Below are 16,250 nucleotides of genomic sequence, written 5' to 3' on the forward strand. Positions count from 1 at the left end.
TAATCCTGCCACAGCCGTCATCCGGGAAGGCTCCCGGGGCGCGTGCGCGCGATCTCGCCCCGCCGTGCCTGATCGAAGGCGAAGCCTGCAAACCCGGACACGATGAAGGCATGCAGGCCGACATAGCCGGCCAGCACGCCGTGCAGGGCGTCGCGCGCGTGCGCGGTCGGATCGTCGAGCGCCGTCGCGGCGAGCCAGCCGACGAGGGCGAGCGCGACGAGATTGGCGGTGAGCCCCGCCCCCGCCCCGGCAAAGACCGGCTTTGCGCGCCTGCGGGCCGCATCCGCGAAGCGTGCCGCGAGCATACCGATCGCGAGCGCGAGCACGATCGCGCCGATCAGCAGCGCTTCCGGCATGCCACCCTGACCCGGCGAGGGAGCCGGCCAGCCCGGGGCGACCACGGAGAGGAAGCCGACGCCGAAGAGCAGCGAGGCGAACAACGTCCCGTTCGCCACCAGCAGGCAGACCGCGCCCGTATGCGCAAGCGTCATCCGTTTGTGGCACTGGACCGGCAGATCGAGCCCCGGCGCCACGGGCACGGGATCATGATCACGCGCGAAGGCCATCCCCCTGCCCCAGCGCCAGACCAGCACCGTGACCAGCGCAAGTGCGGGAAGCGTCATCCAGTAGAGGCCGGCGAGCATCATCAGCACGAACAGGCCGATCGCTGCGGCAAGTCCGAGCGGCAAGGCGGAATTGCCCGGCAGGACCGCAACGTGATCGGGCCGGGCGGATCCTGCCTCCGTCACGAGGAGTTCGCGCAGGCCACGCGGCGCCCCGGGCAACGCCCCCTCCCCGCGCGCGAGTACGAGACGGGCATCGGCATGCTGCTGCGCCGGGAGCGGAAGCGAGGCGAAGGTATAGCTCGGCGTGGGCAGCGCCATCGCCCATTCCAGGGTCGGCGCTTGCCAGGGATTGCGCGACCTGCGCCGCCCCATCAGCGCCTGCAGGATCAGATCGAGCGCAAACAGCGCGAAACCGATCGTCATCACGAAGCCGAAGATCGACGAAGTCAGATTGAGCCAAGTCCATTCCGGATTGCCGGGATAGACGTCGATACGGCGCGGCATGCCCATGAGACCGGTCAGATGCATGATGAAGAAGGTGCCATGAAAACCGATCAGGATCACGCAGAAAGCGGCGGCGCCGAGCCCCTTGATCGGCGCACGCCCGGTGATCTGCGGCATCCAGTAAGTGGCCGCTGCCATCATCGGAAAGACGAAGCCGCCGATCAGCACATAATGCAGATGCGCCGTGACGAAGGCGGTGTCATGCACCTGCCAGTTGAACGGCACGATCGCGAGCATCACGCCCGTCAGCCCGCCCATGACGAAGGTCAGGAAGAAGCCGATCACATGCAGCATCGGCAGGCGCAGCTGCGGCTGCCCCTTCCACATCGTCCCGATCCAGGCGAAGACCTGCACTGCCGTCGGCACCGCGACCAGAACCGAGGCGGCGGAGAAGAAAGCCAGCGCCATATGCGGGATCCCCACGGTGAACATGTGGTGCACCCAGAGCCCGAAGGAGAGGAAGACCAGTGCCACGATCGCCGCCACGATCGCGCCATAGCCGAGAATCGGGGTGCGCGACAGTACCGGTATGATCGTCGACAGCACCCCCGCTGCCGGAAGGAAGATGATGTAGACCTCGGGATGGCCAAACAGCCAGAACAGGTGCTGCCACAAGAGCGGATCGCCCCCGCGCGCCACATCGAAGAACGGCCAGTCGAAGGCGCGTTCGATCTCGAGCAGGATCGAGCCGAGGATCAGCGGCGGGAAGCCGACCAGCATCATCACCGAAGTGCCCAGAAGATACCAGGCGAGCAGTGGCATCTGCGTGAGTTTCATGCCCGGCGCGCGCTGGCGCAGAATGGTCACGGTGATCTCCGCCGCCGCGCAGATCGCCGAGATTTCCACGAAGGTGATGCCGAGCAGCCAGATATCGGCGTTGATGCCGGGCGAGTAGGTTGCGCCCGAGAGTGGCGTATACATGAACCAGCCGCCATCCGGCGCAACGCCGGCAAGCAAGGCGAAGAGCAGGATCAGCCCGCCGAACAGATAGCACCAGTAACCCAGCGCCGTGAGGCGCGGAAACGCCATGTCGCGGGTGCCGAGGATCTTGGGCAGCATGTAGATCGCCAATCCTTCCAGCATGGGGATGGCGAAGAGGAACATCATGATGCTGCCATGCATCGTGAAGATCTGGTTATAGCGCTCCGAATCGAGGAACGCGCCCTGCGGCGTCGCGAGTTGCGCGCGGATCAGCATCGCCAGAATGCCGCCGATGGCGAAACAGACCAGCGCCGTCCCCATGAAGCGCAGACCCAGCGTCGTATGGTTGACGGCGGTAATCTGCCCCCACAGCCCCCGGTCGTTGCGCCAGACCCGGTCAAGCCCGCGATGCAGGGCGAGCGCGCGTTGCGGGGCATTGGGCGTGATGTCGGGCATGGTTTTCGCCTCACTCATCGGAATCACTCGCGCTTGCGGGAAGCGCGTCCGGCCAATTCTCGCCGGCATGGACGATCACCTCGAAACGCATGCCCGCATGCCCGATGCCGCAGAACTCGGCACAGATCCCCGACAATGCACCCGGCGTATCAGCTTCCAGCCGTAACCTGTTGGTGCGCCCCGGTATTGCGTCGATCTTGCCCGCAAGCCGCGGCACCCAGAATGCGTGGATGACATCCTCCGTGGTGACCAGAACATCGACCGGACGGTTCGCCGGAATATGCAGCACGCCCTCGGTCTCGACCGGGCCATCCGCCCCCGGCTGGGTGAAGCGCCAGCCCCATTGATAGGCGTGGGCATGCACTTCGATCGCGCCATCATCGCGCGGCAGGATACGCTCACCCACCCACAGGCCGGTGGCGAGCACGGCTGTCAGCACGCCGAGCGATAATCCCAGGCCCAGCCCGTGCGTCCAGCGCCGCTCGGAAACCGCGCGCGGCGGGCCGAATGCCATCAGCAGGAGCGCCAGAACGAAGAGCGTCAGAAGCGTGGCGCCGGCGAGCAGAGCCCACCACAGCCAGGCGATCTCGGCGGCGTTCGGCCCCGCCGGGGCGAGCGCGGAGAGGCCGCCATCGCATCCCGCGAGCCCGAGCGGAACCGTGAGCGGGGCCAAACGCTTGACCGGATGAGGCAGCACATCAAGGAGCATACGCATATGGCTGAAGAGCATGGCGAAACCGCACATCAGATGCTGGTCGATCCAATCGAGGAGCGGCGCGCGCTCTACGACACGGAATCCCGGATCGCCATAGCCGGCCACCCGCTCCATGCTATGCTCGTCGCCTTCCCGATCGCCCTGACCATGTGCGTTCTGGGCGCGGATCTCATCTATTGGTGGACGGCGGACGTGTTCTGGACACGGGTCGCCGGCTGGGCCGCTTTCGGCGCCTTCCTGATGGGGGTGATCGCCGGCGTGACCGGGACGGTCGAACTGCTGATCGTCCCCGCCATCCGCAACCGCTCCGCGAGCTGGACGCATTTCATCCTCGCGGTGATGCTGCTTTCGATCCTCGCCGCCAACTGGTTGCTGCGCATCGGCGATCCCGAGGGCGCGGTGCTGCCCTGGGGGCTTTTGTTGTCGCTCGTCGCAGCAGGAATGACGGGAATTACCGGTTGGCATGGCGGAAAACTCGTTTTTGATTATCAGATCGGCGTCAGGATTCCGGGCAAGTCGCGGCCCTGAGGTTCGCGCAGAAAACCTGGTAGCAGGGCGGTCAGACCGGTCAGATCGGGCTTTGCGAGAACCAGCCAGAGCACCGTCAGCATCAGCGGTGCGCCGATCATGAGGGCAATCAGGGGCGGTGGCATGCGATAATCGCCCGCGCCCTCCCCGCTCCGCACGATCAGATGCCCGAGCCAGGCGTGGACGAGTACCATCCCGCATACGGCGACGAGCTTGGCCAGCAGCCACGGCGCGACCAGATCGATCACCAGAATGAGCGTAGTTCCGGCCACGACGGCGATGATGGCGGCGGGGGTGATCACCATCGTGTAGCCGAAATGGCTGATCCGCCGGAACTGCGTGTAGCCTTCCTGGTGGCGAACCGCTTCGCCGCGGCCGTTGAACTGCATCAGAACGGGGAGCAGAACGAGCCCCGCGCACCAGATCGACAAAGCCGCGATATGGAACGCCTTGAGAAACGCGATCATGCGGCGAATCCCCGGCTCCAGCCGCGCCGCAGCAGGAAGGCCGTCAGCACCGCCATCGGCAGCATGCCCGGCACCCACATGATCAGCCCGGCGAGTTGCTGATCGGCCAGCGGCGTCAGGCCGAACGGGGCGGTGAGCGGAAGATGTTCGGGATAGAGGACTTGCGGCGCGAAGGTCAGCACCGCGCCGATCAGCCCCATCTGCCCCGCGAGACCGGCCACTGCGGCGCTTGCGGAAAGCGTCTCCAGTGCATCATCACGGGTGTCGAAGACGGCACTCCAGAAGGCCCATGCGGTTGCGATCAACGCAATCTGCATGAGCCAGTAGAACGCATCATGGCGAGCTATGCGGGATTTTGGGTGATACGGCCTGATCAGGCGGCGCGGTTTTCGGTACCGTTTACGGCGACACCATTGGTGAATCTGACACCTTCGATGACCATTGGCAACTGCTTCGCGCCCTTCAGGCGGCGCCATGTCTTTGCGGCGGCCTGAACGAGCTTGAAGACCATGAGCTTCGCGGTCTTCTGCGACAATGCTCCCTTGGTCCGCACGGTTCGATGCCTGACGGTGGCGAACACGCTCTCGATCGGATTGCCGGTGCGCAGGTGATCCCAGTGATCGGCGGGGAAACCGTAGAATGCCAGCAAGGCTTCGCGGTCTTTGGTGAGACAGGTCACGGCCTTCTCGTATTTGGCGCCGTATTTCTCGGCGAAGGTGTCGATGGCGGTTTCCGCCGCGGCGCGGGTTTCGGCCTGCCAGATCTCGCGCAGATCGGCCTTCACCGCCGGCTGCATGGATTTCGGGAACTTGTTCAGGACGTTAGCCGTCTTGTGAACCCATGTATGGATGCCCCCGTTCGTGCAAGAGGTTTCTGCTCGGCTCAAGCGCGTGATCGGGTGCGGTCATGTATCAGGCCTTGAGATGCGGCTCTGAACGGACCGCGGGCCAGTATGGAGATACGCGGATCGAGTGCACATCAACAGCGCGAGCTCGAGGCTCTTTGGGTTCAAATGCTTTTCTCGATCCCGATCTGACCGATCGTTTGCCCTTACCTTGCTGTCGACTTCCTCACACGCCCAACGGCCCGGCTGCCTCGGCTGATGTCGTCATCAGACCGCGGCGACCGGACCCCTGAAGTTCTCTCCCCGCGTCGACATCGCCCAGATCCCGCGCGCCATCTTATTGGCCAGCGCGATGGCGACGACCATGCGTGGCTTGCGGGCCAGCATGCGTGCGAGCCAACTGCCTTCCGGCGCGCCCTTCCTGACGGCCCAGCGGACCACCGACATCGCGCCGATGATCAGGAGACGCCGTATGTCGCGCTGCCCCATCTTGGACGTTCGTCCGAGGATCTGCTTCCCACCGGTCGATCGCTGGACAGGGACGAGCCCCGTCCAGGCTGCGAAGTCGCGTCCACGCCTGAACGTCTCCATCGGCGGGGCGAAGGTCTGGACCGCCATCGCAGTCAGCGGGCCCACGCCAGGCATGGTCATCAGTCGTGCGGTGTCTTCTTCCCGCGCCGCTTCGCGCTTCAGCACCTTGTCGAGATCCGCGATCCTGCCGGAGAGCAGTTCGATCTGCTCGAGATAGAGGCGCCCCAGCTCGATCACGAGCGTCTCGAGACGCGAGCCGGCTGCCTCCAGCGCGTCCGCCAGCACCTTGACATGAGCCGGCCCCTGCGGCGCTATGAGGCCGTGCTCGGCGAGGTGGCCCCGCAGTGCGTTGATGAGCTGCGTGCGCTGCTTGACGAGGAGGTCCCGCGTCCGGAAAGCCATCGCCTTCGCCTGCTGCGCCTCGGATTTGACCGCGACGAAGCGCATGGTCGGGCGACCCGCCGCCTCGGCTATCGCCTCTGCGTCGGCCGCGTCGTTCTTCTGCCGCTTGACGAACGGCTTGACGTAGATCGGCGGGATCAGGCGGACCTCGTGACCGAGCTCGCCGATCGCGCGGCCCCACTCGTGGGCCGTCGCACACGCTTCCATAGCAACGATGCAGCGCGGCTGCTTGGCAAAGAAGCCGAGAACCTGCGAGCGACCCAGCTTCTTGCGGAAGCCGACGCTACCGTCCGCTCGCGCGCCGTGCGCCTGGAAGACCCGCTTTGCGAGGTCAAGGCCGATGATGCTAATGTTGTCCATGGATGCTTCCTCCTCTCGTGAATGACCTGCAGATCACCACGTTGGCACATTGCGATGCCGTTGGGAGGGGGCATCCAATCCATCAACAGCGCTGATGATGCGTTCCCGGGAAGACCTCGTCGAGGGCCTTCCAGAACCCCATGCCGCCATCGCCCACGGCGATCTCGGGCGGCACCTTGAGGCCGCGGGCCTTGATGTCGACCAACAGTTCGCGCCAGCTCTGCGCGCTCTCGCGCATGCCGACCTGGAAGCCGACGAGCTCCTTCTTCCCCTCCGGCGTGGCGCCGAGAATGACCAGTATGCACTCGGCCTGCGGTTCCATGCGGGCCTGCAGATAGACACCGTCGGCCCAGATATAGACATACCGCCGGGCCGAGAGATCACGGCCCTGCCAGCGATCGTATTCCTGCTGCCAATCGCCCGTCAGACGGGAGATGACACCAGGCGACAGGTTCGGTGCATCTACCCCGAGCAACGCTGACAGCGCTTCCTGGAAATCGCCGGTGGAGATCCCGCGCAGATAGAGCACCGGCAGCAGGGCATCGAGGCTTTTCGACCGCCGGGCCCATTTCGGCAGGATGCTTGAGGTGAAGCGGACCTTCTTCTCCGCGGGCATATCGGTGGCCCGGTCGCGGACTTTCGGGCGGCGCACGTCGAGCGGACCGATGCCGGTCTGAATGCTGCGCTGTGGCCCATAACCATGCCGGACGATCCGTTGCCGGCCATCCGGCAAAGCCTCCTCGGCATATTGCTCCACAAAGGTATCGGCTTCGGCCCGAAGTGCCGCCGCAAGCATCCTGCGGGCGCCGTCACGGGCAATTTCTGTCAGAGGATCCGCAACAGATCCGGGCTGGTACAGCGGGGTAATCGTGATATCATCTTTCATAGGCGTATCGTTCCTTTTGGAAGTTCTGGCAGGCTTCAGCACCCGCCACGATACGCCACCTCCTCAAACTGCGTCACCCAGATTCGCGTATAGCTCAACCCATGGCATCACGACCTTGAAGACCATGCGCCCTGCATGTCTGCGCGCCGGCATATGTGCATGTCTGCATGACTTCATTTGCCGGGCTTCATGCGTCTTCAGGCCCGGGCGAAAGACCCGAGCGCGCCGAAGATGCGCCGAAACGGCCTGACGGAAATCGTGCGCGTTGAACGAACGGCGCGCAATTGGCCCTCCGGCATGGTTGCGCCAGTACGGCTGGGACCAGGCGGCGGACCCGTCATTGCGGAGTGCGCCACGAACGCAGCGCCGGTTATCGCTGGTGCCGGCAAGCACTGCGCCCCCCGAGACGCGAGACCCGGTTCCGGCGCCGGCAAAGAAAATCCGCCAAGATGTCCTTGGATATGGCTGTAAAGACACTGCGCGTATTTCGCCGCAATACGTGAATGGAAACGCAGTCGGTGGCTGCAATAAGCGAAAACAGCCCCGGGTCGCGTCCGTCAAGCTGGTGTAATTTTCTGGATGGCCTGAGGTCATGATCAGGCGGCTTTTGTGGTTATGCTGAGGATGGGATCGATCTCTTCCTTGTCGATCTGTGCGAATGCCTCGACCATCATGTAGCGGCTTGATGTCTGCCATTCGTCATTCTGCTCGAAGAGCACGGCGCCGATCAAACGCATGATGGATGCTTCATTGGGGAAGATCCCGACGACGTCGGCGCGTCGCTTGACCTCCTTGTTCAGACGTTCAATTGGGTTCGTGCTGTGCAGTTTGGTGCGATGCTGGCGCGGGAATGACATGTAGGCCAGCACGTCGTGCTCGCTGGCATCCATGAGATCGGCCAGTTTTGGCCAGCGCGGGCGCAGTTGCTCTGCGACCTTGCGCCAGGTTTCGCCGGCATGGGTGCGGTCGGGTTGATCGAAGGCCTGTCGGATGGCAGCGGCGACGACAGTATGCTGACCACGCGAGACATGGGCCAGGGCGTTGCGCATCCAGTGGACGCGACAGCGTTGCCAGGTTGCTTCGAAGACCCGGGCGATGGCGGCTTTGAGGCCTGTATGCGCGTCGCTGATGACCAGTCTGACGCCCCCCAGGCCGCGAACGCGCAGGGATCGAAGGAACTCGGTCCAGAATGTCTCGGCCTCGGACGGGCCGATACCGAGGCCGATGATCTCACGGCGTCCCTCGGTGTTGGCGGCCACGGCGATTATTGCGGCGACTGGTACGATCCGTCCGCCCTGGCGCACCTTCAGATAGGTGGCGTCGAGCCAGAGATAGGGCCATTCGCCGGTGAGCGGGCGGTTCAGGAACTCGCCGACACGTTCGTCGATGTCCTTGCACAGCTTCGACACCGTGCTCTTCGAAATGCCGCTCAGCCCCATGGCCTGCACCAGCTCATCGACGCGACGGGTCGAGACACCACTGATCCACGCCTCCTGGATGACGGCCACCAGCGCCTGTTCCGAGGTCTTGCGCGCTTCGAGAAAGCCCGGGAAGTAACTGCCTTGACGCAGCTTGGGAACCCGCAGGTTCAGCGTGCCCAGACGGGTATCGAGAGCGCGCTCTCGATACCCGTTACGCCACGTCGTGCGTTCGCCGCTGCGCTCGTGCTTGCCAGCGCCGATCAGGCCTTCGACATCCGCCTCCATGATCAGCTGCAGGACGGCCTCGGCAACGCTGCGCAGAAAGTCTCCCTGATCGTGCTTGGCCAGAAGTTCGGACAGGTCCATGTTCGTCTTGGTCATCGGGGTCTCCATGTGGTCCGGGGTTGAAGTCAGCAAACTCCACCTCGACCATACACCTCGATGGCCACCCAGGATCACACCGTTGACGGCACTGAAATTACACCAGCTCCTTGGACGCTACCCAGCCCCGCGCCCCCTATACCCGCGGGAGGCCCATGTGCGGGAACGCTCATCACGGTGCAGTCCGATGATCAGATTTCTTCATCCCGACACGTCCGCAAGCCTTCATGCCGGCATGCCGGCATGCCGGCAAGCCTTCGTGCCAGCGCGCCCGCATGGCGACGCGCCCTCTTGCCGGCGCGGTTTTTTGCCAATCCGAAAGCACGGGAGTGTCGCGGTCCGCCCGGTCTTCTCGTCTGCGGCACGCGACATCAACCCGGCGGGCTCTCGGGCAGGCCATCTGCCCTGACGATATCGCCCCACCCTCTCGATCGTTCTGGGAACGTCGCGGGCGGACGCGCATGCCGATATGCGCGCAACCGGCGTTTCTGGCGTATCATTCGTTCAGCCGGGTGCCGGCCAACGTATTGATTGATGCGCCAGAACACGGTCATGGAGCCCGCGATCCGGCTTCGCCAGATTCATCGACGTGCCAAATCATGCAGCTCAGGGGCTTCAGCCAATGGCAACAATCCGGGGAAGCGCCGCTTCGGGATTGACCGGATTCCGACGCAATCATTGATACCCAGACAAGGCTATATGTCCACACGCCCTCATGCCGACACGCCCTCATGCCAACACGCAGTCGTGCCGGTATGCAGGCATGCTTGCGTGACCTGCTTTTGAAAATAACCCAACGACTTCCAGCAAAGCAGGCCGAGGCTACTGCTTTCGAGGTGGATCAGCATTCCAAGGTTTCATTGCCGGGAATGGATGAACTTCAATCGCGACCTTGCGTTATCATGTCAGAGTGCAAGCCGCCCCGGCAACGCGGGAGCGGGCGCTTCGGAGTGATCGTTGGGCACATCATCCTGACCGTAGAGTGGTGTCCGGCTGCCGCGACGACCCTCCCAACACATTGTCGCACCATCATGAGGCGCAGGGCGCGCCCGACACGGAGGCATCAGACTGATCATGGCACCGAACAGCCCCGACGAAAAACGCGACCGGAACACCCATTCGGCACAGGATGTGAGCCAGGGAGAAATCATCCTGCGCACGCCGCTGCGCAAGGCGGTTTTTCTTGGTGCACTCGTGCTCATGGTCTTGCTGATTGTCATTCTGGGGATCATGGCCGTCGCTTTCTGATGTCCGGGTCCGGGCCCGGCGGAAGGGAAATCGATCCCGCGCATGCAGGCATGGCGGCGCGCCGACGTGCCGACTTGTGGGCGCGTATACGGATATGCAGCGTTTACACGTGCAGACATGTGGGCTTGCAGGCCTGAAGGCTCGCGGCTTGGAGGTTCGCGGCTTGGAGATTTGGAACTTTGGATGCTTGCGCTCTCGAATGCAAGCCCACATGCTGGCCTGCCCACATGTGGGCGTGTTTGGATGCGTATTGATCTCGCCATGCTGTTCGTCCCCCATCAGGAAACGTATCCCCTGCCCCGGCTTGACCAAGGCGACGATTCCAAAGCCTTTCCGGGGCTGGGCAGCCGGCGACGCAGTCCCGCTTCAGGCGGTCGATGGCTCCCGGAAGAGCGGCGCTGTGCCCGCCGAATGCGCGCGCCGATCGAATCCGGGCACAGACATTGGCATCTGCACAATTCCTATGAAGGCTGAGCCGGCGGACCCGATGTCATCTCCGTCGGCCAAATCCGGCCAGATCCGGCCCACGCGGCCTGCCTGCTCATCGGGGCCATCCGGTTCGATCAAGCCAGAATGCCGACAGGCCGCCACGCTGTCGCGCACTCACGCCGTCATGCCTTCAAGCTGCCATGCCTTCAAGCTGCCATGCCTTCACGCAGGCAGGCCCTCATGTGGGCAAGCCCTTATGCAGGCAAGCCCTCACACGTGTACCTGCGGACGCGCCACCATGCGGGCATGACGGCATGACCACGTATCCCATGCCGCCCCGCATCCGCCCGGTCATCAAAGATGGCTGGACAAACGGCTGGTCTTGCGTGTGAATCGGACGCTCATTCCCCAAGGGGAGCCAGCTGGTGACATAGAGTGGCAACCCTGTGCGGCAGTTCGCGGGCGCCCGAAGGAAACGACGATGCAAAACGACGCTCTGCCGCTTGACGGCATCACCGTGGTCGATCTCTCGACGCTGCTGCCCGGCCCGCTGGCATCGCTGATGCTCGCCGAGGCCGGCGCGCGCGTGATCAAGGTCGAGCGGCCCGGCGGCGAGGATATGCGTCATTTTCCGCCCAAGCTCGGGCCCTGGTCCGCGCCCTTCGCCGTCCTCAATGCGGGCAAGGAATGCATCACCCTCGACCTGAAACAGGAGCCCGATCGCGACCGCCTCGCGGCCTTGATCGCGCAGGCCGATATCGTGATCGAGCAGTTCCGCCCCGGCGTGATGGCGCGCCTCGGCCTCGATCCGGCGGCGCTGACCGAACGCCATCCGGGTCTGATCTATTGTGCTGTGACCGGTTATGGCCAGGACGGGCCGCGCAGCGCCGAGGCGGGGCATGATCTGAATTACCAGGCGCTGACCGGACTTCTCTCGCTTTCGCCGGGAATGCCTGAGGCGCCCACAATCCCGCCCGCCCTGACGGCCGATATCGCCGGCGGGGCCATGCCGGCAGTGATCAATATCCTGCTTGCCCTGCGCCGGCGCGATCTGACCGGGCGCGGCTGCCGCATCGATATCGCCATGGCCGACGCGATGTTCACCTTCGCCTGGCTCGCCCTCGCGCAGGGGCATGCGCATGCCGCAGGCGCTGTCGAGGAAGGCGGCGAAGCACAGGATCACGGCTTCCCCGGATCACGCGATACCATGCTCACGGGCGCGAGCCCGCGCTACCAGCTCTATCCAACGGCGGATGATGCCTTCCTCGCCGTCGGCGCGCTGGAGCAGAAATTCTGGGATTCATTCTGCGACGCCATCGCCCTGCCCGCCCCCCTGCGCAGCGATGCGGAGGACCCGGTGGCCACCCGCCTCGCGGTTCACAGGATCATCCGATCCCGTGATGCGGCGCATTGGCGCGCGCTACTGGAGCCGCGCGATTGCTGCTGTACGATCGTGCGCTCGCTGGCCGAGGCGCGCGCGGATCCGCATTTCGTCGCGCGCGGTCTGTTCGACGTGGCGGCGCAGATGCCGGAAGCGGGCACGGGGCGCACGATACCCATTGCGACCCTGCCGATCGCCCCCGGATTGCGCCGCGCGAAAGATCTCCCGCGCCGGGTCATGCGACCGGGAGAGGCCAACGACGAGCCCGGATAATTACGGCTTCGACGGAACCGCGACGCTTGCCTTACGTTTGGTGCGTGTGCACATCGCGAACCGGCATGCGAAGCTGGCTGCGACGTCACGCAGGCAAGCAAACCGCATCGACCGCACCACGCTGCTGATGACAGGCGCGTTCGTCGAGGGGGAAGCGGGACGGATGCGGCGATCGAGGGAGTGATCGCCATGGAAACGATCCTGTCCAGATGTCTCGACCGGCTCATCTGCAAGGGCCGCCTCACCCTGACCATGCCATCGGGAACGGTTCACGGTTTCGGCGATGGCGGCGCGCCGGAGGTCGCAGCACGGCTCACCGATGCCGAGGCCGTGCGCCAGCTCCTCACGAGGCCGGCGCTGCGGCTGGGAGAATTGTATATGGACGGGCGCTTCGTCATCGAAAGCGGCTCGATCTACGATATGCTGGCGCTTGTGATGGACAGCGCGCCGGGCCAGCGCAACCTGCTCGGACCGGCCATCGGTCGCAGGGTGCGCGCCTTTCTGGAGCGTATCAGCGGGCGTAATGACATTCTGCGATCGCGTGACAACGTCGCCCACCATTATGATCTCGATGGGCGGCTCTACGATCTCTTCCTGGATGCCGACAAGCAATATTCCTGCGCCTATTTCACCGATTCCGAGCGCGATCTGGATAGCGCCCAGCGCGCCAAGAAGCGCCATATCGCGGCGAAGCTGGCGATTAACGGAGAGCACAGCGTGCTCGATATCGGCTGCGGCTGGGGCGGCATGGCACTCTATCTCGCCGAATACGCACAGGCGCGGCGCGTCACCGGGATTACGCTCTCCCGCGAGCAACTCGGTATCGCCCGCGCCCGCGCCGAGGCGGCGGGTCTGGAGGAGCGGCTCGCCTTCGCGCTCGAAGATTATCGCGAGACGCAGGGCCCCTATGACAGGATCGTATCGGTGGGCATGTTCGAGCATGTGGGCTTGCGCGACTACGCCACCTTCTTCGAGCAATGCGCGCGGCTGCTCGGCGATGACGGCGTCGCGCTCATCCATACGATCGGCAAGACGACGACGCCGGGGCCGGTCAATCCCTGGATCGCGAAATACATCTTCCCCGGCGGCCGGCTGCCGTCGCTCTCCGAGATCATGCCGGCAATCGAGGCGTCCGGCCTGCGGGTGACGGATGTCGAGATCCTGCGTTTGCACTATGCCGAGACGCTGCGACTTTGGCGCGAAGGCTTCATGGCGCGACACGACGAGGCCGAAGCGCTCTACGATGATCGCTTCTGCCGGATGTGGGAATTCTACCTCGCGGCCTCCGAGGCGGCGTTCCGCTTCGAGCACCTGGTCGTCTTTCAGATCCAGCTGGCCAAGCGGGTTGATACGCTGCCAATGACGCGTGATTACATCACACGCAACGAGGCCACTCTGCGCGAGCGCGAGGAGGCAGCGCACAGCCTGCGCGCGCCGCGCCGGATGACGGGTTGAGGCCGCTTACAACGGGGCCGGCACGGAAGACGCTTCACGGCGCATCAGTTGCGGCGTGGCAAGGCGCGGACTGACGCCCTCGCGCATCATCATCCGGCGCAGCGGCGTGATGGCGGCGAGCGCGCGCAGGCCCGTGCCGCGCAGGAAATCGGCGGGAAGCAGGCCCGACAGCAGAGTGCGGTTGAGCATGTCGACGCCGAGCGTGCGGCTGCGCACGTCGAAGCGGCGACCGCGATCATAACGCGCCAGCGCCGCGGCGCTTCCGGGGTCAGCCCCGCCGTCGGTGCCCACCACCGCATCACGCAGGGCGGCGACGTCGCGCAGGCCCAGATTGAGGCCCTGTGCGCCGATCGGCGGGAAAGCATGCGCGGCCTCACCGATGAGCGCGAGGCGATCGGCGCGGAAGCGATCAACCGCGAGCCCGCTCATCGGCACCACCCCGCGCGGCCCGTCGATGACCATCTTGCCGAGGATCGCATGCGCCTGCCGCTCGATCACGCGCGCCAGCGCCGCATCCTCGTAATGGCGCAGATGCGCGGCCTTGTCGGGCTCCGTCACCCAGACGAGACTGGAGCGGCGCCCGGGAAGCGGCACCAGCGTGAACGGGCCGTGGCGGGTGTGGAATTCCGTCGAAATGTCGCGATGCTCGCGCTCATGGGTGAGGATCGTGGTCAGCGCCGCCTGCGGATAGGCCCAGCTGCGCGCCCGGATACCGGCGGCGCGGCGCATCGGCGAGTTGCGCCCGTCTGCGGCGATGACGAGCGAAGCAGCGATGCGGCTCCCGTCATCCAGGGAGATCGTGATCCGCTGATCATGCGATCCGGGGGTCACGGTATCCTGTGATCCGATGCCCGTCGCCATGCTGGAAAAGCTGGCAATTTCGCTCTGCGCCTGCACGGCATCGGCCAGAACCTGGACCAGAGTGGCGTTTTCGACGTTCCAGCCGAAGGCGTCGAGCCCGATCTCGCGGCATTTGAAATCGACGACCGGTGCGCGAAACAGGCTGTCGGTATCATCGATCAGCCGCATGATTTCGAGCGGCGCGGCATGGGGCGCGAGCGCCTCCCAGATGCCGAGGCGCTCCATCAGATGTACGGAGCCGTCAAGCAGGGCCACGGTCCGCCCGTCACGTGGAGCATGCGCATGCCCGATCACGGCCACGCAATAGCCCTCGCGGGCAAAGGTCAGGGCCGCCGCGAGTCCCGCCGCGCCGGCGCCGACGACACAGATATCGTAATGACGGTCGCTCATGTTCACTACATAGTGGTTTTCGTTGCGAAATGGCAGCGACGAAGCGTCGCTTTCCACCGGGCGCCACCCCTCAATCCATCACGGCGGCCTTGAGAATACAGACCATGGTCGCGCGGCCGGGCCTGTCGCCGACGCAGCGCACCACATGCGGACGGTCGCAACGATAGCGCAGCGTCTCCCCGGTGCGCGCGGTTTGCACAACGCCGGCCACCTCGACTTCGAAATCGCCTTCCAGCACGGAGAGCGTCTCGACGGAGCCGCGCTGATGCGCATCCGATTCGAGCACCCCGCCGGGATCGGCTGAGATATCGTACCATTGCAGCCATTCGACGGTCTTGATCCAGCCGATGATGGCCAGCCGCATCTTGCCGTCTTCCGAGACGAGGATCGGCGTGTCGCGGCGGTTGGATTTCTCCAGGAACGGCTCGTCCTCGGCGCTCGCGAGCACCCGCTCGATCGAGACATCGAGCGCCTGCGACAGGCGCCAGATCGTGGCGAGGGTGGGGTTCGTCTCGTTGCGCTCGATCTGGCTGATGATCGACTTGGCGACGCCGGATTGTTCGGCGAGCTCGGAAAGCGACAGGTTGTAGGCCTTGCGCAGACGCTGGATCGTCTTGCCCAGCTGCCCCGATAATTGCTGCGCTCCCGATTCGAGCTCCCGGGTCCGCTCTCGGCCTTCAACACCCATGATCACCAATCCACCGGCCCGTTCGTAACAAGGAACGAGCGTTTGAAGCTACGAACGCACCATGCCCAATGCAAGGGCGTGGATCAAGCGGGAATGGTGGGAAATCAACGCCATACGCCAAACGATACAAGCGCTGCCGCTAGGGAAAGCGGCTGATCAGGCACGCCCTTTCGCCGGCTCACGGATCGCTCCAGACCGCCATCAGCGTGCCACCGGGCTCCCTGAACGCGAACCGCCGCCCGCCGGGAAAAGCAAAAATCTCCTTCGTGATCTCGCCGCCCGCCTGCCGCACCGTTTCAAGCGCCTGCTCAAGATCCTCGGCCTTCAGCACGACAAGCGGCGCCACCTGCGCCTCGCTGCGCGCAATCCCCCCGCCCAGCCCGGCCTCCCGGATATCGCGATAATCCGGCCCGTATTCCACGAAGCTCCAGCCGAAAGCCTGCGCAAAGAAGCTTTCCGTGGCCGCCATATCCGGCGAGCTGAACTCGACATAATCGATTTTCAGAGTGTCGCTGCTCATGATGTTTATCCTTTGTTCTTGTG

The 16,250-nt window shown here is 64.6% G+C and carries 13 protein-coding genes and 2 pseudogenes; 4 read left to right on the top strand and 11 right to left on the bottom strand.

Features of this window, described 5'->3' with window-relative positions:
• Positions 1–17: 17 nt before the first annotated feature.
• A complete protein-coding gene (ctaD, locus tag GA0071312_RS13110; protein WP_074445330.1) occupies positions 18–2,465 on the bottom strand; it encodes a cytochrome c oxidase subunit I in 2,448 nt (815 codons plus the stop codon).
• A complete protein-coding gene (locus tag GA0071312_RS13115) occupies positions 2,458–3,162 on the bottom strand; it encodes a cytochrome c oxidase subunit II (protein ID WP_238947210.1) in 705 nt (234 codons plus the stop codon). The genes ctaD and GA0071312_RS13115 overlap by 8 nt, the downstream gene beginning before the upstream one ends.
• Between GA0071312_RS13115 and GA0071312_RS13120 the strand changes: the two genes are divergently transcribed.
• A complete protein-coding gene (locus GA0071312_RS13120) occupies positions 3,163–3,690 on the top strand; it encodes a DUF2231 domain-containing protein (RefSeq protein WP_074445331.1) in 528 nt (175 codons plus the stop codon).
• Here GA0071312_RS13120 and GA0071312_RS13125 read toward each other — a convergent pair.
• The 6 genes and pseudogenes from GA0071312_RS13125 to GA0071312_RS13150 all read right to left on the bottom strand — a co-directional run bounded on the left by GA0071312_RS13125 (position 3,651) and on the right by GA0071312_RS13150 (position 8,982).
• Entirely contained in the window at positions 3,651–4,157 is a 507-nt protein-coding gene (locus GA0071312_RS13125; RefSeq protein ID WP_074445332.1) for a CopD family protein, read from the bottom strand. The two genes, GA0071312_RS13120 and GA0071312_RS13125, sit on opposite strands and share 40 nt — an antisense overlap.
• Entirely contained in the window at positions 4,154–4,633 is a 480-nt protein-coding gene (locus GA0071312_RS20505; protein WP_083204566.1) for a cytochrome c oxidase assembly protein, read from the bottom strand. Before GA0071312_RS20505 ends, GA0071312_RS13125 begins: the two co-directional genes overlap by 4 nt.
• Positions 4,531–4,998: pseudogene (locus GA0071312_RS13135) on the bottom strand (transposase); the annotation flags it as partial. The pseudogene GA0071312_RS13135 and the gene GA0071312_RS20505, both read right to left, overlap by 103 nt.
• 270 nt (positions 4,999–5,268) lie before the next feature.
• Positions 5,269–6,294 (bottom strand): IS110 family RNA-guided transposase, encoded by a 1,026-nt coding sequence (locus tag GA0071312_RS13140; protein ID WP_074443356.1) that lies wholly within the window; start codon positions 6,292–6,294, stop codon positions 5,269–5,271.
• An 85-nt stretch (positions 6,295–6,379) separates the two neighbouring features.
• Positions 6,380–7,180, bottom strand: a pseudogene (locus GA0071312_RS13145) (IS256 family transposase); the annotation flags it as partial.
• A gap of 596 nt (positions 7,181–7,776) precedes the next feature.
• Positions 7,777–8,982 (bottom strand): IS256 family transposase, encoded by a 1,206-nt coding sequence (locus tag GA0071312_RS13150; RefSeq protein WP_074444054.1) that lies wholly within the window; start codon positions 8,980–8,982, stop codon positions 7,777–7,779.
• A 1,074-nt stretch (positions 8,983–10,056) separates the two neighbouring features.
• On the opposite strand from GA0071312_RS13150, the gene GA0071312_RS20095 reads away from it, so the two are divergent.
• The 3 genes from GA0071312_RS20095 (at position 10,057) to GA0071312_RS13165 (ending at position 13,768) form a co-directional block, all read left to right on the top strand.
• Complete coding sequence (locus tag GA0071312_RS20095) at positions 10,057–10,230, top strand: hypothetical protein (RefSeq protein WP_165604031.1); 174 nt, start codon at positions 10,057–10,059, stop codon at positions 10,228–10,230.
• A gap of 910 nt (positions 10,231–11,140) precedes the next feature.
• Positions 11,141–12,313 carry a CaiB/BaiF CoA transferase family protein gene (locus tag GA0071312_RS13160; RefSeq protein WP_074445335.1) on the top strand — a complete coding sequence of 391 codons (1,173 nt, stop codon included), beginning with the start codon at positions 11,141–11,143 and terminating at the stop codon, positions 12,311–12,313.
• 189 nt (positions 12,314–12,502) lie between these two features.
• On the top strand, positions 12,503–13,768 hold the full coding sequence (locus tag GA0071312_RS13165; RefSeq protein ID WP_238947212.1) for an SAM-dependent methyltransferase: 1,266 nt from the start codon (positions 12,503–12,505) through the stop codon (positions 13,766–13,768).
• Between the two features lie 6 nt (positions 13,769–13,774).
• Here the strand turns inward: GA0071312_RS13165 and GA0071312_RS13170 are convergent, their stop codons facing one another.
• The 3 genes from GA0071312_RS13170 to GA0071312_RS13180 form a co-directional block, all read right to left on the bottom strand.
• Positions 13,775–15,019, bottom strand: coding sequence for a UbiH/UbiF family hydroxylase (locus GA0071312_RS13170; RefSeq protein WP_074445337.1), 1,245 nt, complete (start codon positions 15,017–15,019; stop codon positions 13,775–13,777).
• A gap of 70 nt (positions 15,020–15,089) precedes the next feature.
• Entirely contained in the window at positions 15,090–15,707 is a 618-nt protein-coding gene (locus tag GA0071312_RS13175) for a helix-turn-helix domain-containing protein (protein WP_074445338.1), read from the bottom strand.
• A gap of 178 nt (positions 15,708–15,885) precedes the next feature.
• Positions 15,886–16,227: a VOC family protein gene (locus tag GA0071312_RS13180; RefSeq protein WP_108721874.1), complete on the bottom strand. Its 342-nt coding sequence runs from the start codon at positions 16,225–16,227 to the stop codon at positions 15,886–15,888.
• Positions 16,228–16,250 lie beyond the last annotated feature (23 nt).

This window comes from Saliniramus fredricksonii, from assembly GCF_900094735.1.
Taxonomy (GTDB): domain Bacteria; phylum Pseudomonadota; class Alphaproteobacteria; order Rhizobiales; family Beijerinckiaceae; genus Saliniramus; species Saliniramus fredricksonii.